The organism is Lentilactobacillus fungorum (genome assembly GCF_016860605.1).
Lineage (GTDB): Bacteria > Bacillota > Bacilli > Lactobacillales > Lactobacillaceae > Lentilactobacillus > Lentilactobacillus fungorum.
Map to the genome: position 1 here is coordinate 172,826 of NZ_BNJR01000007.1, position 15,483 is coordinate 188,308.

General features: G+C 42.3%; 15 protein-coding genes and 1 pseudogene. 8 read left to right on the plus strand and 8 right to left on the minus strand.

The window, feature by feature from the left end; translation table 11 throughout:
* The first annotated feature begins 6 nt into the window (after positions 1–6).
* From YK48G_RS03780 to YK48G_RS03800, 5 genes are read left to right on the plus strand one after another with little or no spacing between them, the layout of a single operon-like run.
* Positions 7–1,128, plus strand: a complete 1,122-nt coding sequence (locus YK48G_RS03780) for a 1-propanol dehydrogenase PduQ (RefSeq protein ID WP_203629374.1) — start codon at positions 7–9, stop codon at positions 1,126–1,128.
* 29 nt (positions 1,129–1,157) lie between these two features.
* Complete coding sequence (locus YK48G_RS03785; protein WP_203629375.1) at positions 1,158–2,342, plus strand: acetate/propionate family kinase; 1,185 nt, start codon at positions 1,158–1,160, stop codon at positions 2,340–2,342.
* Between the two features lie 30 nt (positions 2,343–2,372).
* Positions 2,373–2,717, plus strand: coding sequence for a BMC domain-containing protein (locus YK48G_RS03790; protein WP_203629376.1), 345 nt, complete (start codon positions 2,373–2,375; stop codon positions 2,715–2,717).
* A gap of 17 nt (positions 2,718–2,734) precedes the next feature.
* Positions 2,735–3,793, plus strand: a complete 1,059-nt coding sequence (locus YK48G_RS03795; protein ID WP_203629377.1) for an oxidoreductase — start codon at positions 2,735–2,737, stop codon at positions 3,791–3,793.
* Between the two features lie 17 nt (positions 3,794–3,810).
* The gene (locus YK48G_RS03800; protein WP_203629378.1) at positions 3,811–4,602 is read left to right on the plus strand and encodes a tyrosine-protein phosphatase; all 792 of its coding nucleotides are present in this window, start codon (positions 3,811–3,813) and stop codon (positions 4,600–4,602) included.
* Positions 4,603–4,665: 63 nt separating this feature from the next.
* Here the strand turns inward: YK48G_RS03800 and YK48G_RS03805 are convergent, their stop codons facing one another.
* The 6 genes from YK48G_RS03805 to YK48G_RS03830 all read right to left on the minus strand — a co-directional run bounded on the left by YK48G_RS03805 (position 4,666) and on the right by YK48G_RS03830 (position 10,486).
* Positions 4,666–5,094 carry a EutP/PduV family microcompartment system protein gene (locus tag YK48G_RS03805; protein WP_203629379.1) on the minus strand — a complete coding sequence of 143 codons (429 nt, stop codon included), beginning with the start codon at positions 5,092–5,094 and terminating at the stop codon, positions 4,666–4,668.
* 288 nt (positions 5,095–5,382) lie between these two features.
* Complete coding sequence (locus YK48G_RS03810) at positions 5,383–6,138, minus strand: DUF4430 domain-containing protein (RefSeq protein ID WP_203629380.1); 756 nt, start codon at positions 6,136–6,138, stop codon at positions 5,383–5,385.
* A 25-nt stretch (positions 6,139–6,163) separates the two neighbouring features.
* Positions 6,164–7,213 carry a prenyltransferase/squalene oxidase repeat-containing protein gene (locus YK48G_RS03815; protein WP_203629381.1) on the minus strand — a complete coding sequence of 350 codons (1,050 nt, stop codon included), beginning with the start codon at positions 7,211–7,213 and terminating at the stop codon, positions 6,164–6,166.
* Positions 7,214–7,237: 24 nt separating this feature from the next.
* A complete protein-coding gene (locus tag YK48G_RS03820; RefSeq protein ID WP_203629453.1) occupies positions 7,238–7,885 on the minus strand; it encodes an ECF transporter S component in 648 nt (215 codons plus the stop codon).
* Between the two features lie 64 nt (positions 7,886–7,949).
* Positions 7,950–9,602, minus strand: coding sequence for an ABC transporter ATP-binding protein (locus tag YK48G_RS03825; protein ID WP_203629382.1), 1,653 nt, complete (start codon positions 9,600–9,602; stop codon positions 7,950–7,952).
* Positions 9,590–10,486 (minus strand): energy-coupling factor transporter transmembrane component T, encoded by an 897-nt coding sequence (locus YK48G_RS03830; protein WP_203629383.1) that lies wholly within the window; start codon positions 10,484–10,486, stop codon positions 9,590–9,592. Before YK48G_RS03830 ends, YK48G_RS03825 begins: the two co-directional genes overlap by 13 nt.
* 327 nt (positions 10,487–10,813) lie before the next feature.
* Between YK48G_RS03830 and YK48G_RS03835 the strand changes: the two genes are divergently transcribed.
* The 3 genes and pseudogenes from YK48G_RS03835 (at position 10,814) to YK48G_RS03845 (ending at position 14,424) form a co-directional block, all read left to right on the plus strand.
* On the plus strand, positions 10,814–11,077 hold the full coding sequence (locus YK48G_RS03835; RefSeq protein WP_203629384.1) for a hypothetical protein: 264 nt from the start codon (positions 10,814–10,816) through the stop codon (positions 11,075–11,077).
* A gap of 576 nt (positions 11,078–11,653) precedes the next feature.
* Positions 11,654–12,635, plus strand: a pseudogene (locus YK48G_RS13650) (S66 family peptidase).
* Positions 12,636–12,816: 181 nt separating this feature from the next.
* Positions 12,817–14,424 carry a putative polysaccharide biosynthesis protein gene (locus tag YK48G_RS03845; RefSeq protein ID WP_203629385.1) on the plus strand — a complete coding sequence of 536 codons (1,608 nt, stop codon included), beginning with the start codon at positions 12,817–12,819 and terminating at the stop codon, positions 14,422–14,424.
* A gap of 39 nt (positions 14,425–14,463) precedes the next feature.
* On the opposite strand, the gene YK48G_RS03850 is transcribed toward YK48G_RS03845, so the two are convergent.
* Both YK48G_RS03850 and YK48G_RS03855 read right to left on the minus strand, forming a co-directional pair.
* Positions 14,464–14,799, minus strand: coding sequence for a hypothetical protein (locus tag YK48G_RS03850; protein WP_203629386.1), 336 nt, complete (start codon positions 14,797–14,799; stop codon positions 14,464–14,466).
* Between the two features lie 279 nt (positions 14,800–15,078).
* On the minus strand, positions 15,079–15,459 hold the full coding sequence (locus YK48G_RS03855; protein WP_203629387.1) for a signal peptide protein, YSIRK family: 381 nt from the start codon (positions 15,457–15,459) through the stop codon (positions 15,079–15,081).
* Positions 15,460–15,483 lie beyond the last annotated feature (24 nt).

The window sequence follows — 15,483 nt, forward strand, 5'->3', positions numbered from 1 at the left end:
TACAAGATGGAAGAAATTCGGATTCCAACTAAAATATTTTCGGGTAATGATAGCTTAGACTGGTTACAGAACCTAAAGGGCAAGAAAATTTTGATGGTTTGCGATGCCTTTTTACCTAATACACCAACGTTGGACAAAATTAAAGGTGAAGTTGACGGTAACAATGACGTGTCGATTTTCTCAGACGTTAAACCTGATCCACCTTTGGATAATATTATGGAAGGCGTTGAACAGTTTGGTAAAGTTAAACCAAACATCATTGTTGGGATTGGTGGTGGCTCTGCCATTGATACCGGTAAAGCCATCCGGTTCTTTGGTGAAAAAGTTTATCATTGCAAGATTGAAAGCTTCGTTGCCATTCCGACGACCAGTGGTACTGGTTCAGAAGTCACCAATACAAGTGTTGTTTCAGATACGAAGAATCATACCAAAATGCCAATTATGAAGGATTATTTAACCCCAGATATTGCGTTACTGGATCCCGAGCTGGTAATGACTGCACCAAAGAGTGTCACCGCATTCTCCGGGCTGGATGTTTTAACCCACTCGCTTGAATCACTGGTTTCTCGTGATGCCAATACCATTACAGATGCTTTGGCTGAAAAGGGAATTGATGTGATTACCCACTGCTTAGTTGAATGTTACAAGCATGGTGATAATGAAGCGGCCCGCAAAGTTGTTCACGAAGCATCGTGTGCAGCCGGAATCGCGTTTAACAACGCCGGTCTAGGAATTGCCCACTCACTAGCCCATCAATTGGGAGCTAACTTCCATGTTCCTCATGGATTAGCTTGTGCAATGCTTTTGCCACACGTTGTTGAATACAATGCCAGTCATTCGGAAACTGCTTTGCACAAATACGGTGCAGCTATTAAGAAAGCTGGTTTAGTATCACAGGGAATGAGTGATCGAATTGCCGTTCAACGAATTGCGGCTAAGATTCGTCAAATGATGGTTCAAATGGATTGCCCACAAACATTACGGGCATTTGGCGTTGACCCTGCTGATGCTGAAAAGAAGACTGACATTGTTGTCGCGGATGCTAAAAAGGACGGTACTTTCCCAGGAAATCCTGTCGTACCAACTGATGACGACTTACGAGCAATTTATCATAAGGTCATTAAGTAATTAAATTATAGACAGAGAGGAAGCACAGTATGATAGAGAAGATTCTTGCAATCAACGCAGGTAGCTCATCGTTGAAGTTTAAGCTGTATTTAATGCCGGATGAACAGGTCATGATTCACGGAATGGTTGATCGAATCGGCCACCAAGATGCCGTGTTTACTTATCAAACGACAAGTGGAGACAAACACAAGACGACTGAAGCCGTTAGTGATCATACAGCTGCAACTGAACTAGTTATCAAAGCGTTGAATGAGAGTGGCGTCATCAAGGATAAATCAGAAATTGTTGGCGTCGGTCATCGAGTTTCTCACGGTGGCAGTTATTACACCCAGTCCGTTGAAATCAACGATGACGTTGCCAAACGAATTTCTGAATTGTCAGTGCTTTCTCCTTTGCACAATCCGGCTAACCTACTAGGAATCCAGGCTTTTGAAAAATTGCTTCCGGAAGCTAGAGAAGTCGCGGTGTTCGATACGTCGTTTCATAGCACAATGCCACCTAAGGCATACACTTATGCGCTACCCTATCGCTATATTGAAAAGTATGGGATTCGCCGTTATGGCTTTCATGGGCAATCACACCAGTATATTTATAGCGTGGTGCGGGAACGATTTGGCGAACAAACGGCGGACAAGCTTATCTCTTGTCACTTAGGAAATGGTGCCAGTATCTGTGCAATTAAGGATGGCAAATCCGTTAATACGTCCATGGGCTTCACACCATTAGCTGGTCTAGTAATGGGAACCCGTTCTGGCGATATTGACCCAGAAATCCTCCCATTTCTTGAGGAAAAAGAACATCTGAATTCAGAGGACGTCAGAGATATGCTGAATCATGAGTCTGGGGTTTTAGGAATTTCAGGCGTTTCAAATGATATTCGAGACGTTTTGAAAGCAGAATCTGAAGGTAACCAACGGGCCAAGTTGGCTTTGGACGTTTATGTCCATCAAATTCAAGAGTTTATTGGTGCCTATACAACGGATCTTGGTGGCCTGAAGGTTTTGTCCTTTACCGCTGGCGTGGGGGAGCATTCCGCCCCAATTCGGGCTCGAGTTTGTCAAGGGCTTGCCTATTTAGGCATTAAGATTGATGACGCCAAAAATGAGGCAAATGACATTGAAATTCAAACAGCAGATAGCAAAGTGAAAGTGGTTGTCATTCCGACCGATGAGGAACTAATTATTGCTCGTGAAACGGCAAAAGTCATCGGTTGAATTGATGATCAAAAGGATGGGGTGGTAAAAGTGGCTAGAGATATTGAACGAAGCATTCAAGAATATGTACCTGGTAAGCAGGTAACGCTGGCTCACATTGTTGCCAACCCGACATCTGATATCTATGAAAAGCTTGGGCTGCAAGCGCATAAGAATGCAATTGGAATTTTAACAATTACACCAAGTGAAGCGTCAATTATTGCGGGTGATATTGCCACTAAGTCAAGTAATGTAACCTTGGGGTTTATTGATCGATTTAGTGGTTCAGTGGTCATAATCGGCGAAGTTTCAGAAGTAGAATCAGCACTCAAAGCAGTGGTTGAAAAGCTTCACGATTTGTTAGATTTTGATATTCCGAAAATCACGAGAACGTAAAGGTGGAGAACAGTGTGATGCAATTACAACAAATTTTGACTGATTACCAGATCAAGAAAGATTTTAAATTGAATAATCGGCTTGTTCTTGCCCCGTTAAATATCCAATCGTCCTTATTTGATGGCAGTGTAAGTCTTAATGATATCGTCTTTCACCAGCAACATGCGCAAAAAGTTGGGATGGATGTTGTCGGTTCTGCCTATGTTTCTCCTGCTGGTAATACCGATTATGGGTCGATAAGTGCGGCGGATGACAAGAGAGTGCCGGGATTGGCTCAGTTGGCTAATGTAATTCACCAGAGTGGCAGTAAAGCAATTCTCCAGCTGGTGCATGCTGGACGAATGACTAACAGGCATATTACCCAAGGCCATCGAGTGGTGGCGCCAAGCGCTATTAAAGCAACGCATGGTCACGTTGATCAGCCAAACGAGCTTACTGAAGCAGAAATCAGTGAGATTATTGATGAATTTGCGGCTGCCACTCGGCGTGCAATTGCAGCTGGTTTTGACGGGATTGAATTGCATGGCGCAAATACGTTTTTGATTCAACAATTCATGTCGCCGCTTTCTAACCAGCGGGAAGATGCTTTTGGGGGATCATTAACCAAACGAATGAAATTTCCAATTTTCTTGGTGAACCAAGTTAAGGCGGTTGTCAAACAACTCGCAACCAAACCATTTATTGTCGGCTATCGATTATCACCAGAGGAAGTTGAAGCTGGTGGTCTGAAAATTAAAGATAACCTGATGTTGGCGATCGTCTTAAAGGAAATCGGCATTGACTATTTGAGCCTGTCATTGCATCAATACAATCAATTACCGTTGACTAGCGATAAACTGCAAGGCTTTTCAATTCCTGATATCTTTAGGCAGGCAGTGGGAAATCAGTTGCCCATTATGGTTGCTGGCGCAATTAATTCAAAAGCGAGCTTGGAAGATGCTCATGCAGATCTAATCGCGGTTGGTAGTAAATTATTTGTCGACCCATATTGGCCAGATGAATTGGCGACCGGTAACCCACATCAAGGGGCACCGATTACCGGCGGCGTTCCTTATAGTAATATTTGGCCGAAATAATTTTTGGAGGGCTGGAAATGGCAGTAGCTAATCGACATATCGAAGTTTCTCATAGCGTTAATATTCGGGACCTCGGTGGCTATCCAACTGTTGACGGCCGGAAAATTAAGTGGCACAAGTTAATTCGGGGTGGCGATCTGTCGGAACTATCAGTTGTCGATCAGCAAACGTTAGTCGACTATGGCATAACCGTTGCCGTGGATCTACGGTCAAATGCCGAACGTCAGAAATATCCTGATCAGGTTCCTGACCAGATTAAATTAATGGCACTACCATTATTTAATGATGACGAGACCGAAAGCCGGACGACGACTCAGCGACTCCAAAAAGCTTATTCTAGTAATCCTCGCAGCGGGTATTTGCGAATGCTGTATGCTTATCGGCGATTAGTGGTCAACGAGCAGCCACAAAAAGCTTATCGTCAATTTTTCTCCTATCTCGAACAGTATGGAACAAATGAAACCGTTTTATTTCATTGCTCAGCGGGCAAAGACCGAACGGGGATGATGACGGTTTTACTGCTCAGCGTTTTAGGCGTTAATCCGGAAATCATTCGAAGGGACTATTTATTAACGAATAAGTTTTCAGTTCCCCGGATTAATCATCGGATCGAACTAGCAAAAAAAGCGCATATGAACCGCTCATTCATTGCTTCACTGAGGGATCTTTCATCAGTGTCGATTGATTACTTTGATCAGGCGATGACAATTATTAATTATGAGTTTGGCGGAATCCAAGCATACTTGAAAGATGTTGTAGGATTGACTGATGCGGATTGCGAAAGATTGAAAGATATATATCTTGAATAAAAAACATAACGATATTAAAAGGCGTTGAATCCAGAAGTTTGGATCCAACGCCTTTTAATATCGTTATGACTGCAAGTACTTTGTAAATTTGGCAACGTTTTTGCCAGTTACCGCCGATACTTGGAACACTTGACTTGCGCCAGCATCTTTAAGCCGGTCGTTTACGAGATTGATCTGTTTTGGTGTCGCAACATCGATCTTAGTCACGATGCCTACCGTTGGCTTAGTGAACATCGTGCTAAAGCCGGTTGGCAATACAACTCGCGGATCGGTCGCGCTTTGCATCAGTACAACGACATCGGCGTCAATTGCCGATGTCATGAGATTTGAGTACATCGCTCGGTGCTCGACATATTCGCCGGGCGTATCGATGATATTGGAATAAAATTCAAGTGTTTGTGTTTTATTGTACGTGAGTTTTAATTTATCTAATCGTTGAATTAAGGTGGTTTTACCGCACCCAATTGCGCCGATAAAGATTGCTTTTTTCAACAAATTCACCTTTCTGTATTAAGTGATGGGCAACGCGACTAGAAGCTGTCAAATAGGCGAGGCCTTTCTAAGTTCGTCGGAGCTAAAACCCACTGACAAATAGGCTTGGCATTCTTTACCAGTAGATTTAAGCGCAGCCTTTGCCTCATAAATCATTGTTCTAAAAATGGGCAAGACCAGATGAATAAAAACCAATCGATACGTCGTTATCAACAAAAAATTTCCAAGTTTGGCATCTTTATTGATAATCCTTTTATCTCTATGGGTTAGTAGCATAGCTATCCCCAATTATTTGCCATTCAAGCCATTAACAGTGAAATACCAATGAACCTTATCGCCAGCGGTAATTCGCTTTTGGTCAGCAGCTTTATCGACGTACTTGCCATTAACCGAATACATCCAACCACTACCGACCTTGATATCATTTTGCTTAAGTCCATTAATCGAGCTGACGTAGACGTGGGGGCTGCTTTGGTAAACTAGCTTGAGGTGAGTTTGCTTTAACAAGGAAAACGCCGTTGTCTTCTTGCTAATCTTTAGGTGGCCGGTATAAAACGTCTTCTTGTATCCTGAAACTTTGATATAGGCTGTGCCGACGGAATTATCTTGTGCGGCCGCCTTTTTTGACTGGCGAGTATGAGTGGCCGTCGTTGTTCTTGGATGGGTACTTTTTGAGTCTTTTGACTTCTCGGAATTAGTTGTTGCGGCTGCCCGAGTTGAAGATGTCTGGCTAGCTTTAGCGTGAGCCCCTTGGCTACTAGTTGCCCCGGACTTGTTTGATTGATCTTGAGTACTGGCGGCGCCTGATTTGGTCTTATGAGCAGTTGGCTTTTTCTGGTTTGCCGTATCCTTTGTCTTCGATGATTTCTGGTTGTCAGCATCATTGTTTGATGCGCTGTTTGAAGACGCGGCTGTCGACTTTGAAGAAGCACTTGTTACTGGTTTGTGATCAGCTCGGTTAGATAACACTTGTTGGACACCAAAGCCAATGCCAATGATTAGAATAAACGCTAAAATGATACCAACGAAACGTCCCTTTTTCATAGATGCCTCACTTTTTAACGGTTAATTACTTCAATGCATAGACTGACTTGTTACTAAGCGCTTGACGATAGGCAGCTGTAGCTAAGCTAACTTGGCCAATCCCAATTAATTGGCTGGTAGCGCCTTTAATTGAGCCGGTCTTATTAACGTAGGTCAGCATTGCATATAGCGGCGAAGCGGTTTGACTTGATTTGCTGGTGCCATTGACGTACTGGAGTGAGCCGGCCTGGGCAGACAAAGCAATGATTCCTTCAGCGGTTGAATTGGCATTTTGAATGGTCTTGCCATTAAACGTGTAGCCATAAGCACCGGAAGGATTAACGGCATTTCGAAGGTATGATTGGCCCTTAGAAATGGCTGATTTGACGGCACTGGTAGTTGCGTTACCACGAATCAAGGCAGTGGTGGCCATTGCGGTAGTGTCGGAGTCAACGCTGGCAGCCTGGTTATTGTAAGCCCAGCCGTTATTTTTCTGTTGATTCTTAACAATTGAGTTGCTCAAACTGTTAATGGTAAATTTAGCGGCCGATGGGCGTTTGAACGATGAACTCATCGTAAGGGCGATCAGTGCTTGACTTTTAACATTGACGGTTTGTTTGGTCATCGATTGCCGATAAAGGGTGGTGACTAAGTTAACGGCTTTCTTGCTGCCGGTTGGGCGAAATTTGGTTGGGTTCATGCCAATGGCTTTTAAGCCTTGGATGGCGTTAGCTAAATCAGCCGGGGTACTTTTACTGTTAATGACTAAATTTGAAGCAACCCGTTTCTTTTGATTAGTCGTGAAGTGATAACCCCAATTTTTTAAGCTAAGTAAGAAGTCGGCGTAACCGCCAGCGGCACCAGTTGTTGGGTAGGCCTTTTTACTGAAAATATAAGCAGTTTTGCCCGACAAGCCGGTCTTATTTTTGGTCATCATTTTTTTAGCATATTGGTAGCTGGCCTTAATTTTGGTGTTTTGGTAGCTTCGACTGGCAGTCTTAACACTGGCAGCCCCAGCACTAATTGAAGGACTAACAGCTCCAAAGGTTAGTAATGCGGCAGCGGAAACTAATAATAAGCGACTTGTAAATTTCATCTATAAAACCGTCCTTTGCATAAATTATTTGGTTGGTAAAATCCGGTATTTTTTAACCAGACGATTGAACAATTTTCCCCATCCTTTATAAAACAAGGTAATGAGAACAGCGTTTGATAGGGCATGGTTAAGATCGAACGGGAAACTTGAAGCATAGGCTAGCAAAAAGCTCTTAATTGTTAGCGGCGAAACATAAGCCAGGGCATACCATAGATCCATGATCCACCCAAAGATGAACCCCCAGGCAAATCCAAAAATGATCATGAAAATCAAGCTATGACTAATTTTGGTTTGAGCCAACAAACCTGCCGTTAACCCCATCAATCCCCAGGCAACCATTTGCCAAGGCGTCCAAGGGCCCTGGCCCAAAAACATATTTGAAACTAATGCAGTTGTTGATCCGGTGATGAATCCCAATTCCGGCCCTAAGCTAACGCCGCCTAAAATGATTACGAAACTAGCTGCTTGAACGCTTGGAATAGAGGCTAAGGGGACTCGTCCAGCTACTGCCAACGCAATTAAAACGGCAATAAACATCAGCGTCTGGGTGCTAATATTGTCTCGTTCAAATCGCCAGTAAGCTGGCAGCAAGCTGCAGACCAGAATCATAAAGCTAAATAATAAATAATGCTGTCCCTTAAGTAATAGAACTAAGGTTAGAAAGGCTGCCATCAGCAAGGTGGCGATTAATAAACGGTAAACATAAGTTATTTCAATTAATTTTCTCAAATAGTGATCACCTCCCTTCAGATATAGGCGTGATGTCGTCAACTAAGAGGGCATCGGCTACCTGATCACGGACGATCCGGTTGATTGGCGTTGTAAAGAAGAAATTATTGGCAAAAAATGATTTGGTTGGCAGCAGGGTATTGACGTGACCGTCAAACATAAAGGCGCAGTGATCAGCAAATTGAGCACAAAATTCCATATCGTGGCTCGCCATGATAATTGTGGTGCCGGCTTGTTGATACTGCTTTAGTAGTCGGCCAATGACAACTTTGGTATACGGGTCTAATCCCTTAGTGGCTTCATCTAAAATTAACAAGTCAGGTTTTGCCAATAATGCAATCGCTAACCCCAGCAGTTGCTGTTGACCACCGCTAATGTCAAACGGATTTTGGTTAAGAATCGACTTTAGGTGGCATTGTTGAATGACGTTGGCAATTCGTGTTGGGGCATCAGATAAGTTGAGTTCGTTGGCCTGAGTGGTGAGTTCATGGCGGACGCTGTCGGCAGTGAATTGTAGCGTTGGTGTTTGTGATAAAAATGACAGCTGACGAATTCGATCAGCGACTTTGATTTGCCAAACGATTTGCTTGTTCAAGTACACTTTGCCGTGTTGAGGGGTTCGCAATCCAGCCAAGAGCGACAACAAGGTTGACTTGCCAGACCCATTTTTGCCAATAATTGCTAACCAGTCATGCTGTTGAACAGTTAAGTTTAAATGATCAATGACGTTTTTAGTTCGATCAAAGGTAAATGAGATATTCTTAACGGTCAACATAGCTGGGGAATTGTCTGTGGTAGATGTCGCGGATTGCCTGGCCTTGGTAAATTTTAAATGGGCGTTTTGGATGGCGGCTTGCCCATCGGCGACCGAGATTGGCAACTTGCTTTCAGTAAGTCGGTTTGTGAGGAACAACTTAGGAATTGATGGGACAAAGTAAGCCAGTTGGTCATCCTTGATCATTTCTTTGATCCCATCTCGCGGCGTTCCATCGAAACTAATTGTCTGGTGTTGGAGGAGGATCATGCGATTAGCCAATCCGGCAATCGTGCTCAACCGATGTTCGGTCAAGACAATGGTGATCCCCAACTCTTGTCGAATTCGGCTTAAAACGGTTAAAAAGTTTTGAGCAGTTAGCGGATCCAGTTGTGATGTAGGCTCATCCAACAAAATGAGCTTTGGCCGAAGAATCAAAACAGAGGCCAAGTTGACTAGTTGAAGTTGGCCGCCTGATAATTCAGAAATGGCGCGGTTGATCATCTGGTCTAATCCCAAAAAGTTAGTGAGTTCCGTAATTCGCCGTTCGATTTCGTCGCTTGGACAACCGATATTTTCAAGCGGAAAGGCTAATTCATCAATAACGGTTGACATGACTGGCTGGGTTTGGGGATCTTGGGCGACGTAACCGATGGTTTGAGCACTCTGCAGTTTAGTCAAGTTAGTAATCGGCGTATTGTTAATCAGGACGTGGCCATGATGAGTTCCAAGCGGGGTCAGTTCCTTTTTTAAATGGTTGAGAAGCGTTGTTTTGCCGCTGCCAGTGTTGCCGGCGATCATTAAAAAATCACCGGAATTGATTGTGAGGTTAATATCTCGGAGTGCTTGATCGGGTTCTTCGGGATAAGCAAATGAGAGGTTTTGAATCGAGACTAGTTTTGACATGCGCGATAGACCCCCTCAGAAAGAATTGGTAACAAAAAGAAGATAAGTAAAAAAACGATTGGTAAACTATCAGCAAACCGAAAAGCAACTGTAAAGTTGGTAACCGAGCGGCTCCAACCAAATTTTAGTAAGCGGATGATAATCATGTTCAGGAGCAATAAAGAAGACAATCCGATAAAAATCCAATCGGAAACCTGCCAGTGATAGGAGCGATAGTGGCTACGTTTTGCTGCGCCAAAGCCGCGGGCATCCATCAAGTTAGCGGTTTCCATTGCTGATGATAGTGAATCTTGGAGCATAATTTCAAAAAGGTGGAGAATCTTTTTGATTCTAGTCATGAGCGAACCACTAGTTGTATCCAAATTTCTGGTTCTTTGTAAGATTAGTAATTTTTTGAATCTCAGAATAAAGTTAGCAACTAAAGTAAACGAAATGGAAACTAACATTGCCAATCTTGGGGCGATGGGGGAAAAAACATAGATTAATCGACTGGGTGTTAGGATTTGATTGAGAAGGGCAAAAACAAATAACATAGCGATTAAGATCAAAGCCATCGCAAGCCCATATAAGAAAGCGGCGTATGAAAACTTGTAAGTTAAAAATCCCCAATGGAACTGCCAAAGAATTGGGTGAAATTTTTGGTTGAGTAACGTGTTAAAGAATAAGATCATAATTAAAAACGAAGCGGCAAATTTTAATTGGCCAATCATTGACTTTTTACCTAGATAATAAAAGCCGCAAATTGTGAGACCAATGACTTCAGTAAGCGCGACGCCAACATGATTGAACAACAAAAGGCAGGTCATCAGCTCTGCAAAATAAATCGTTGAAGCAACCGGATGAACCTGTGAAAAAAATGTCATTTGTAGGGGAACCCGTTTCATGAAAAGAAACCTCTTTCTAGACTGTTCGTAAGCCCTTCCAATAGTATAACATCTGAAAATAAGTGGGTAAATAAGGAGTCAATGGCGTGCAAAATTTTCATATTGTGTACAAGATAATAATGATATGTGGCTGTGATGAAGACGATTTTTTGTTATATATTTAACATTATTTGGCTGCCGGAAGTAGCGAAAACAAATTTTGAGTTATTTGGAATTCTTAATGATTTTTACGGCTAATTATTGGTATGATAAGAGCAGATATATTGTGAAAGCGCTATGGCAATATACCAGGCATCAAATAAAACCGATAGATTGTGAGGAATTGATATGAACAAAATTTCTATTCGTGGCAGTTTGCAGACGAAACAAATCGTAGGTAGTTATTCAGATGTTGAGAAGCGAATCATCGCGGACTTAGATGCCGCCCAAGAGCGTGACGGCAAAAAGCCATTTTCAAAAATTGCCGATGAGGTAGTTGTTGAACCTTATCGTGACGGTGCCTATGCTTATCATGCGTTATTAACGGAGGCCGCCAAGATGTATGATTTGTCGCCGGAAATCCAAAAAAGTGCGAATGTGAGCGGAGAGTGAACATAAAGCATAAAGTGATCATAGTTTGTGATAATAATTGAGAAGGTGACGGTGTGGTATCTAAAAAGCCACCGCCATCTTTTTGGTACTTAACGACGGGATAATCTTTAGTTTGGTTTATGGTGTATATTTCTGGACAAGTTCTTATTGAGAAATTGTGTTGCTTGAATTGCAACTTAATGAAAAATGGGTATCTTGACTTTTGAGGATGGCGGTATGATAGGGATCGTTCAGTGTATTCCCCACGTATGTGGGGGTGATCCCAAAAATCCAGTGTTCGCCTCAGTCGAGTGACAGTATTCCCCATGTATGTGGGGGTGATCCTGATTGAGTTTAATTTTTCGACTTTGTATCGATGTATTCACCACGTATGTGGGGGCAATTCAAGTCAATTTACCTCTCAAGAATATTCAGTTCATATTCTTCATGTGTTAGAAAGCATCTTATTGCATGCCTCTTAACGGCAAAGTCATTTAGCTTAGCGAACATTAATAACACGGCTTAGACTGATTGAAACTGACACTCATTAAGGCTAAAATGTGACCCATAGTCTATTCACCTAGAAGGTGTCACTTTATGACCACAATCGGTTTTTGTTCACCATCAACGCCAATAACGGCGATTTCTCCCATTAGGTTTGAACGCGCACGACATTTCTTAATAAGCAAAGGATTCCGTTTAGTTGCTGGTAAGCTGACTGGCAAGCAGGATTTTTATCGATCTGGCAGTATTCGAGAGCGTTCAGAGGAAGTTAATGATTTAATTCATGATCAGGCCGTTGATATTATCATGACAACTATTGGTGGTACGAACACGAATGCTATTTTACCTTACGTCGATTATGACTACTTGAATCATCATCCTAAAACTTTGATTGGCTACTCAGATGCAACGGCGCTTTTACTGGCTGTTCAAACGCAAGCTCCTAAATGTCGGGTTCTTTATGGGCCGGCTTTGGTTGCTGGCTTTGGTTGCTGGCTTTGGTGAGTGGCCGCCATTTGTAGATGAAAGTTGGCGTCGATTTGAAAAAATAATCAATGCTTCCTATGGAGATAAAGTCACCATTGAATTCCCAGCCTTTTGGGATGATGGATCACTAAACTGGAACGACTTCCAAAAGCCCAAGCAAAAGCACCCCAATCAGTGGAAATCGATTGGCTCACCAGTTCTATCAGGAAGGATAATAGGTGGGAATTTGAATACGATTTACGGTATTTTAGCTTCTAAATATTTCCCCAAATTAACCAAGAACGACTTGCTCTTTATTGAAGATGCCGAAAAGGACGCTTCAACTGTTGAAAAAAATTTTGCAATGTTAAAAGCGGCGGGGATATTTGATCAAGTCAAAGGCACTGTTTTGGGTAAACATGCCTTGTTCGATGATGAAGGTACTGGCAGACAGCCAATTGATATTTTAGTGGAAGTATTAAATGGCCAATCTATTCCGATTATTTACGATTATGATAGCTGTCATACAGTTCCAATGATTACAACTCCATTAGGCGCACGGACAGTAATTGATGCGGTAAATGGTACCATCACCTATACAGACTTCTAAGAGCTAGAAATGGTATCCTACAATCGGCAAATTACTGTTATAATTGAAGCTTCAGTTGGTTATCTTATCTATCTCAATCTTTTTATAAAAATATTGAGATTTGATTTATGGCCCCTAACCAAACCAGAAACGTATATAATATAATCAATGATTCTTCAATTAGAAAGTGTGTATCCTTATTATGAATAAGAAAATCATGTCCGGGTCCTTCTGGCTGTCGTTTGGCAGTATCTTCTCGCGGGTGTTGGGAATTGTTTACCTGATTCCTTGGCTGTATATGATCGGGTCACCAGCTCATAAGAGCGTCGCGATGGCCTTGTTTAATGCTTCGTATAACCCATACGCGCTCTTTATTGCGCTGGGGACGGCCGGGTTCCCATCAGCAATTGCCAGGCGGGTTGCGATTTATAATGGTGAAAATCGTTTTCTGGATTCGAAACAGTTGGCTAAAGTGGGATCGTTTGTGATGCTGTTGTCCGGCATTCTTTGCGGTACCATTCTATGGATAATCGCGCCGATTATTGCTAAAACCAGCCCGGTCGTTTCAACCAGCAGTGCCGTGATATCAATTCGGGTATTGGTTCCAGCAATTGTCATTTTGCCATCAATGAGCAGTATTCGTGGTTGGTTTCAAGGCAATCAAGATCTGAAGCCATACGGGGTTTCCCAACTCTGGGAACAGTTTATTCGGATTGTGTTTATTTTGGCAGCGACTTACGTTGTGATTAATGTTCTCCATAGAAGTTACATAGAAGCCGTTTATTTAAGTGTGATGGCGGCTTTTGTCGGAGCAGTTGCCAGTTACCTTTACTTGGGGATTTATTACAAACGAAAATCGGCTGACTATGCCGCTTTAGCAGCGAAAAGTAAACCTTTTGATCTAACGAGTATTAGAAAAATTTTTTTAATGATTGCGTATGAATCCATCCCGTTTGTGATTGTTGGCTCGGGGATTACGCTGAGCCAGTTGATTGACCAGTTATTTTTCAAACAAGTGATGGAGGGCGTTCAGCATTATTCTGCCGTTTACACCCAGTATATCTATACGCTGTTTTCAGCTAATCCAACTAAAATTACGACGGTGGTTGTTTCATTGGCGTTGGCAGTTGCCGAAACGACGTTACCTTTATTGGCAAACAGTCTAGCTGCTAAGAAGGGGGATATTGGCCAACTAATTTTTCAGAATATGAACATGCTACTGTTCGCATTGTTGCCGATTGTTGCAATTTTGGGCGCACTGTCTTATGAAGTTAACGGCATCTTTTTCAGCTTTAGTTCACTTGGCGGTGACTACCTATTCTGGAATATTATTCAAAGCCTCTTTTTAGGGTTAGCGATCAACGGACTCACTCTCTTGCAGGCCCTACATTATAGTCGAAAAGCTATGTATTACTTATTCATTGGTTTAGTGGCCAAGCTCTTATTCCAGCCACCGCTGGTTATTTTGATGCAGGGCTTTGGTGCCATTCTCTCGACAGCGATTGGGTTTGGCTTCGTTATTTTATTAAGTTACGGAGAAGTTCGTCGTGAATTCCACGTTCCGTTTGGCCGCTTGAAAGTTAACATTCTTGTGAATATTGTCTTCTTTGCGATTGTTATTGGCTTGGCATATGGTATTCATAAGTTGTATGTTCCAAACGGCTTGATTACAGCGTTTTTATTCTGCAGTGTCTTTGGATTGGTGACGCTATTGATTTACCTATTCATGGCAAACCGTACCGGTCTGTCCGCCACCGTCTTTGATCGCAAAATTGGGTATAAATATTTTAGGTATAAGCATTTCCAATAAAAAACTAGCAAACCAATGCTAGTTTTTTTGATAGCCTCATTATTTAACGGGGATACTGATCCAGCCGATAGTATCAAGATAAGAAAAATGCCATACTTTATCGGTTGTCATCTCTTTAACAACCATTGACTTAGTTAGCTGATAATCCGTATGCGATTCAAGGGTGCCCCGATAAGTGAGCGTCACCTGGTTATCGTGGCTGGTTGCTTGGAATACCGTAGTAGGACGATTACCAACGTGATAAGTTTTTGCTGGAAAAGATTCTTGTGACTGTAAAAGATATGTGGGTGGGTTTGACTTGGAGAATAACTTTGTGATATCAAATCCTGGTGATCCAATGATGCCGCTGCCAAAAACGTTACCGCCTGAATTCATTGCTGGCACCTCCTAAAAGTAGTGAGCCAAAGCGGCTAGAAAAAACTAAGTAGGCTAAACCGTCTAAGCTTGTCGGCGTTTAAGTCTGCTTAGTCGGAAATTCTAAATTTATAGTCAATTAAATTTAGTTGTAAGTTACGCCGGAAGTATCATTTTGTACTCAAATTCAGTTTAATGATTACCAAGCAAGCGTCAAGCAAGTTGGCTTAAAAAAACGTCATCCTTCAAGTTGAAGAATGGCGTTTTAGCCTTCCAAGCGTTATTGATAAATCCGATCCATCATTGATCTGCGTAATGAAATGCACCCTTTACTAGCTTAGATGTTTGAACCCAACCATGACCCTTTACATAGTAGAAGGTGTGGTTCTTCTTAGTTGAGAAGCTCTTAACTTTCATTGTTCGGTTGACCTTATATGTTGTACTTGGTTTTAACTTGCCTTGAACCGTCATGGTGACGTAGCCTCTATCAGCGGCGCCAACACTATCATAATAGTTCACAGCATTATCTTTGGTGTGATAATTCTTTGCTTTATAAACTTTCGTTGTTACGTATGAGAACTTGTAGCTCTTAGCTTTGGCGGCGTTGGCACTCAATGGGGCAACGCCAATAAATGGGGCGGCAAGTACGGCGCTTGCGATAACCGTTGCAAATTTGTTCATCACAAACAACTCCTTCCAAACAAT

Bases quoted from the DNA above. Each gene is read 5' to 3' on its own strand.
- YK48G_RS03825 (WP_203629382.1), bottom strand. From the start codon at position 9,602: ATGTCAAAACTAGTCTCGATTCAAAACCTCTCATTTGCTTATCCCGAA.
- YK48G_RS03795 (WP_203629377.1), top strand. From the start codon at position 2,735: ATGCAATTACAACAAATTTTGACTGATTACCAGATCAAGAAAGATTTT.
- YK48G_RS03845 (WP_203629385.1), top strand. From the start codon at position 12,817: ATGAATAAGAAAATCATGTCCGGGTCCTTCTGGCTGTCGTTTGGCAGT.
- YK48G_RS03780 (WP_203629374.1), top strand. From the start codon at position 7: ATGGAAGAAATTCGGATTCCAACTAAAATATTTTCGGGTAATGATAGC.
- YK48G_RS03850 (WP_203629386.1), bottom strand. From the start codon at position 14,799: ATGAATTCAGGCGGTAACGTTTTTGGCAGCGGCATCATTGGATCACCA.
- YK48G_RS03810 (WP_203629380.1), bottom strand. From the start codon at position 6,138: ATGAAAAAGGGACGTTTCGTTGGTATCATTTTAGCGTTTATTCTAATC.
- YK48G_RS03820 (WP_203629453.1), bottom strand. From the start codon at position 7,885: ATGGCAGCCTTTCTAACCTTAGTTCTATTACTTAAGGGACAGCATTAT.
- YK48G_RS03855 (WP_203629387.1), bottom strand. From the start codon at position 15,459: ATGAACAAATTTGCAACGGTTATCGCAAGCGCCGTACTTGCCGCCCCA.
- YK48G_RS03785 (WP_203629375.1), top strand. From the start codon at position 1,158: ATGATAGAGAAGATTCTTGCAATCAACGCAGGTAGCTCATCGTTGAAG.
- YK48G_RS03830 (WP_203629383.1), bottom strand. From the start codon at position 10,486: ATGAAACGGGTTCCCCTACAAATGACATTTTTTTCACAGGTTCATCCG.
- YK48G_RS03835 (WP_203629384.1), top strand. From the start codon at position 10,814: ATGAACAAAATTTCTATTCGTGGCAGTTTGCAGACGAAACAAATCGTA.
- YK48G_RS03815 (WP_203629381.1), bottom strand. From the start codon at position 7,213: ATGAAATTTACAAGTCGCTTATTATTAGTTTCCGCTGCCGCATTACTA.
- YK48G_RS03800 (WP_203629378.1), top strand. From the start codon at position 3,811: ATGGCAGTAGCTAATCGACATATCGAAGTTTCTCATAGCGTTAATATT.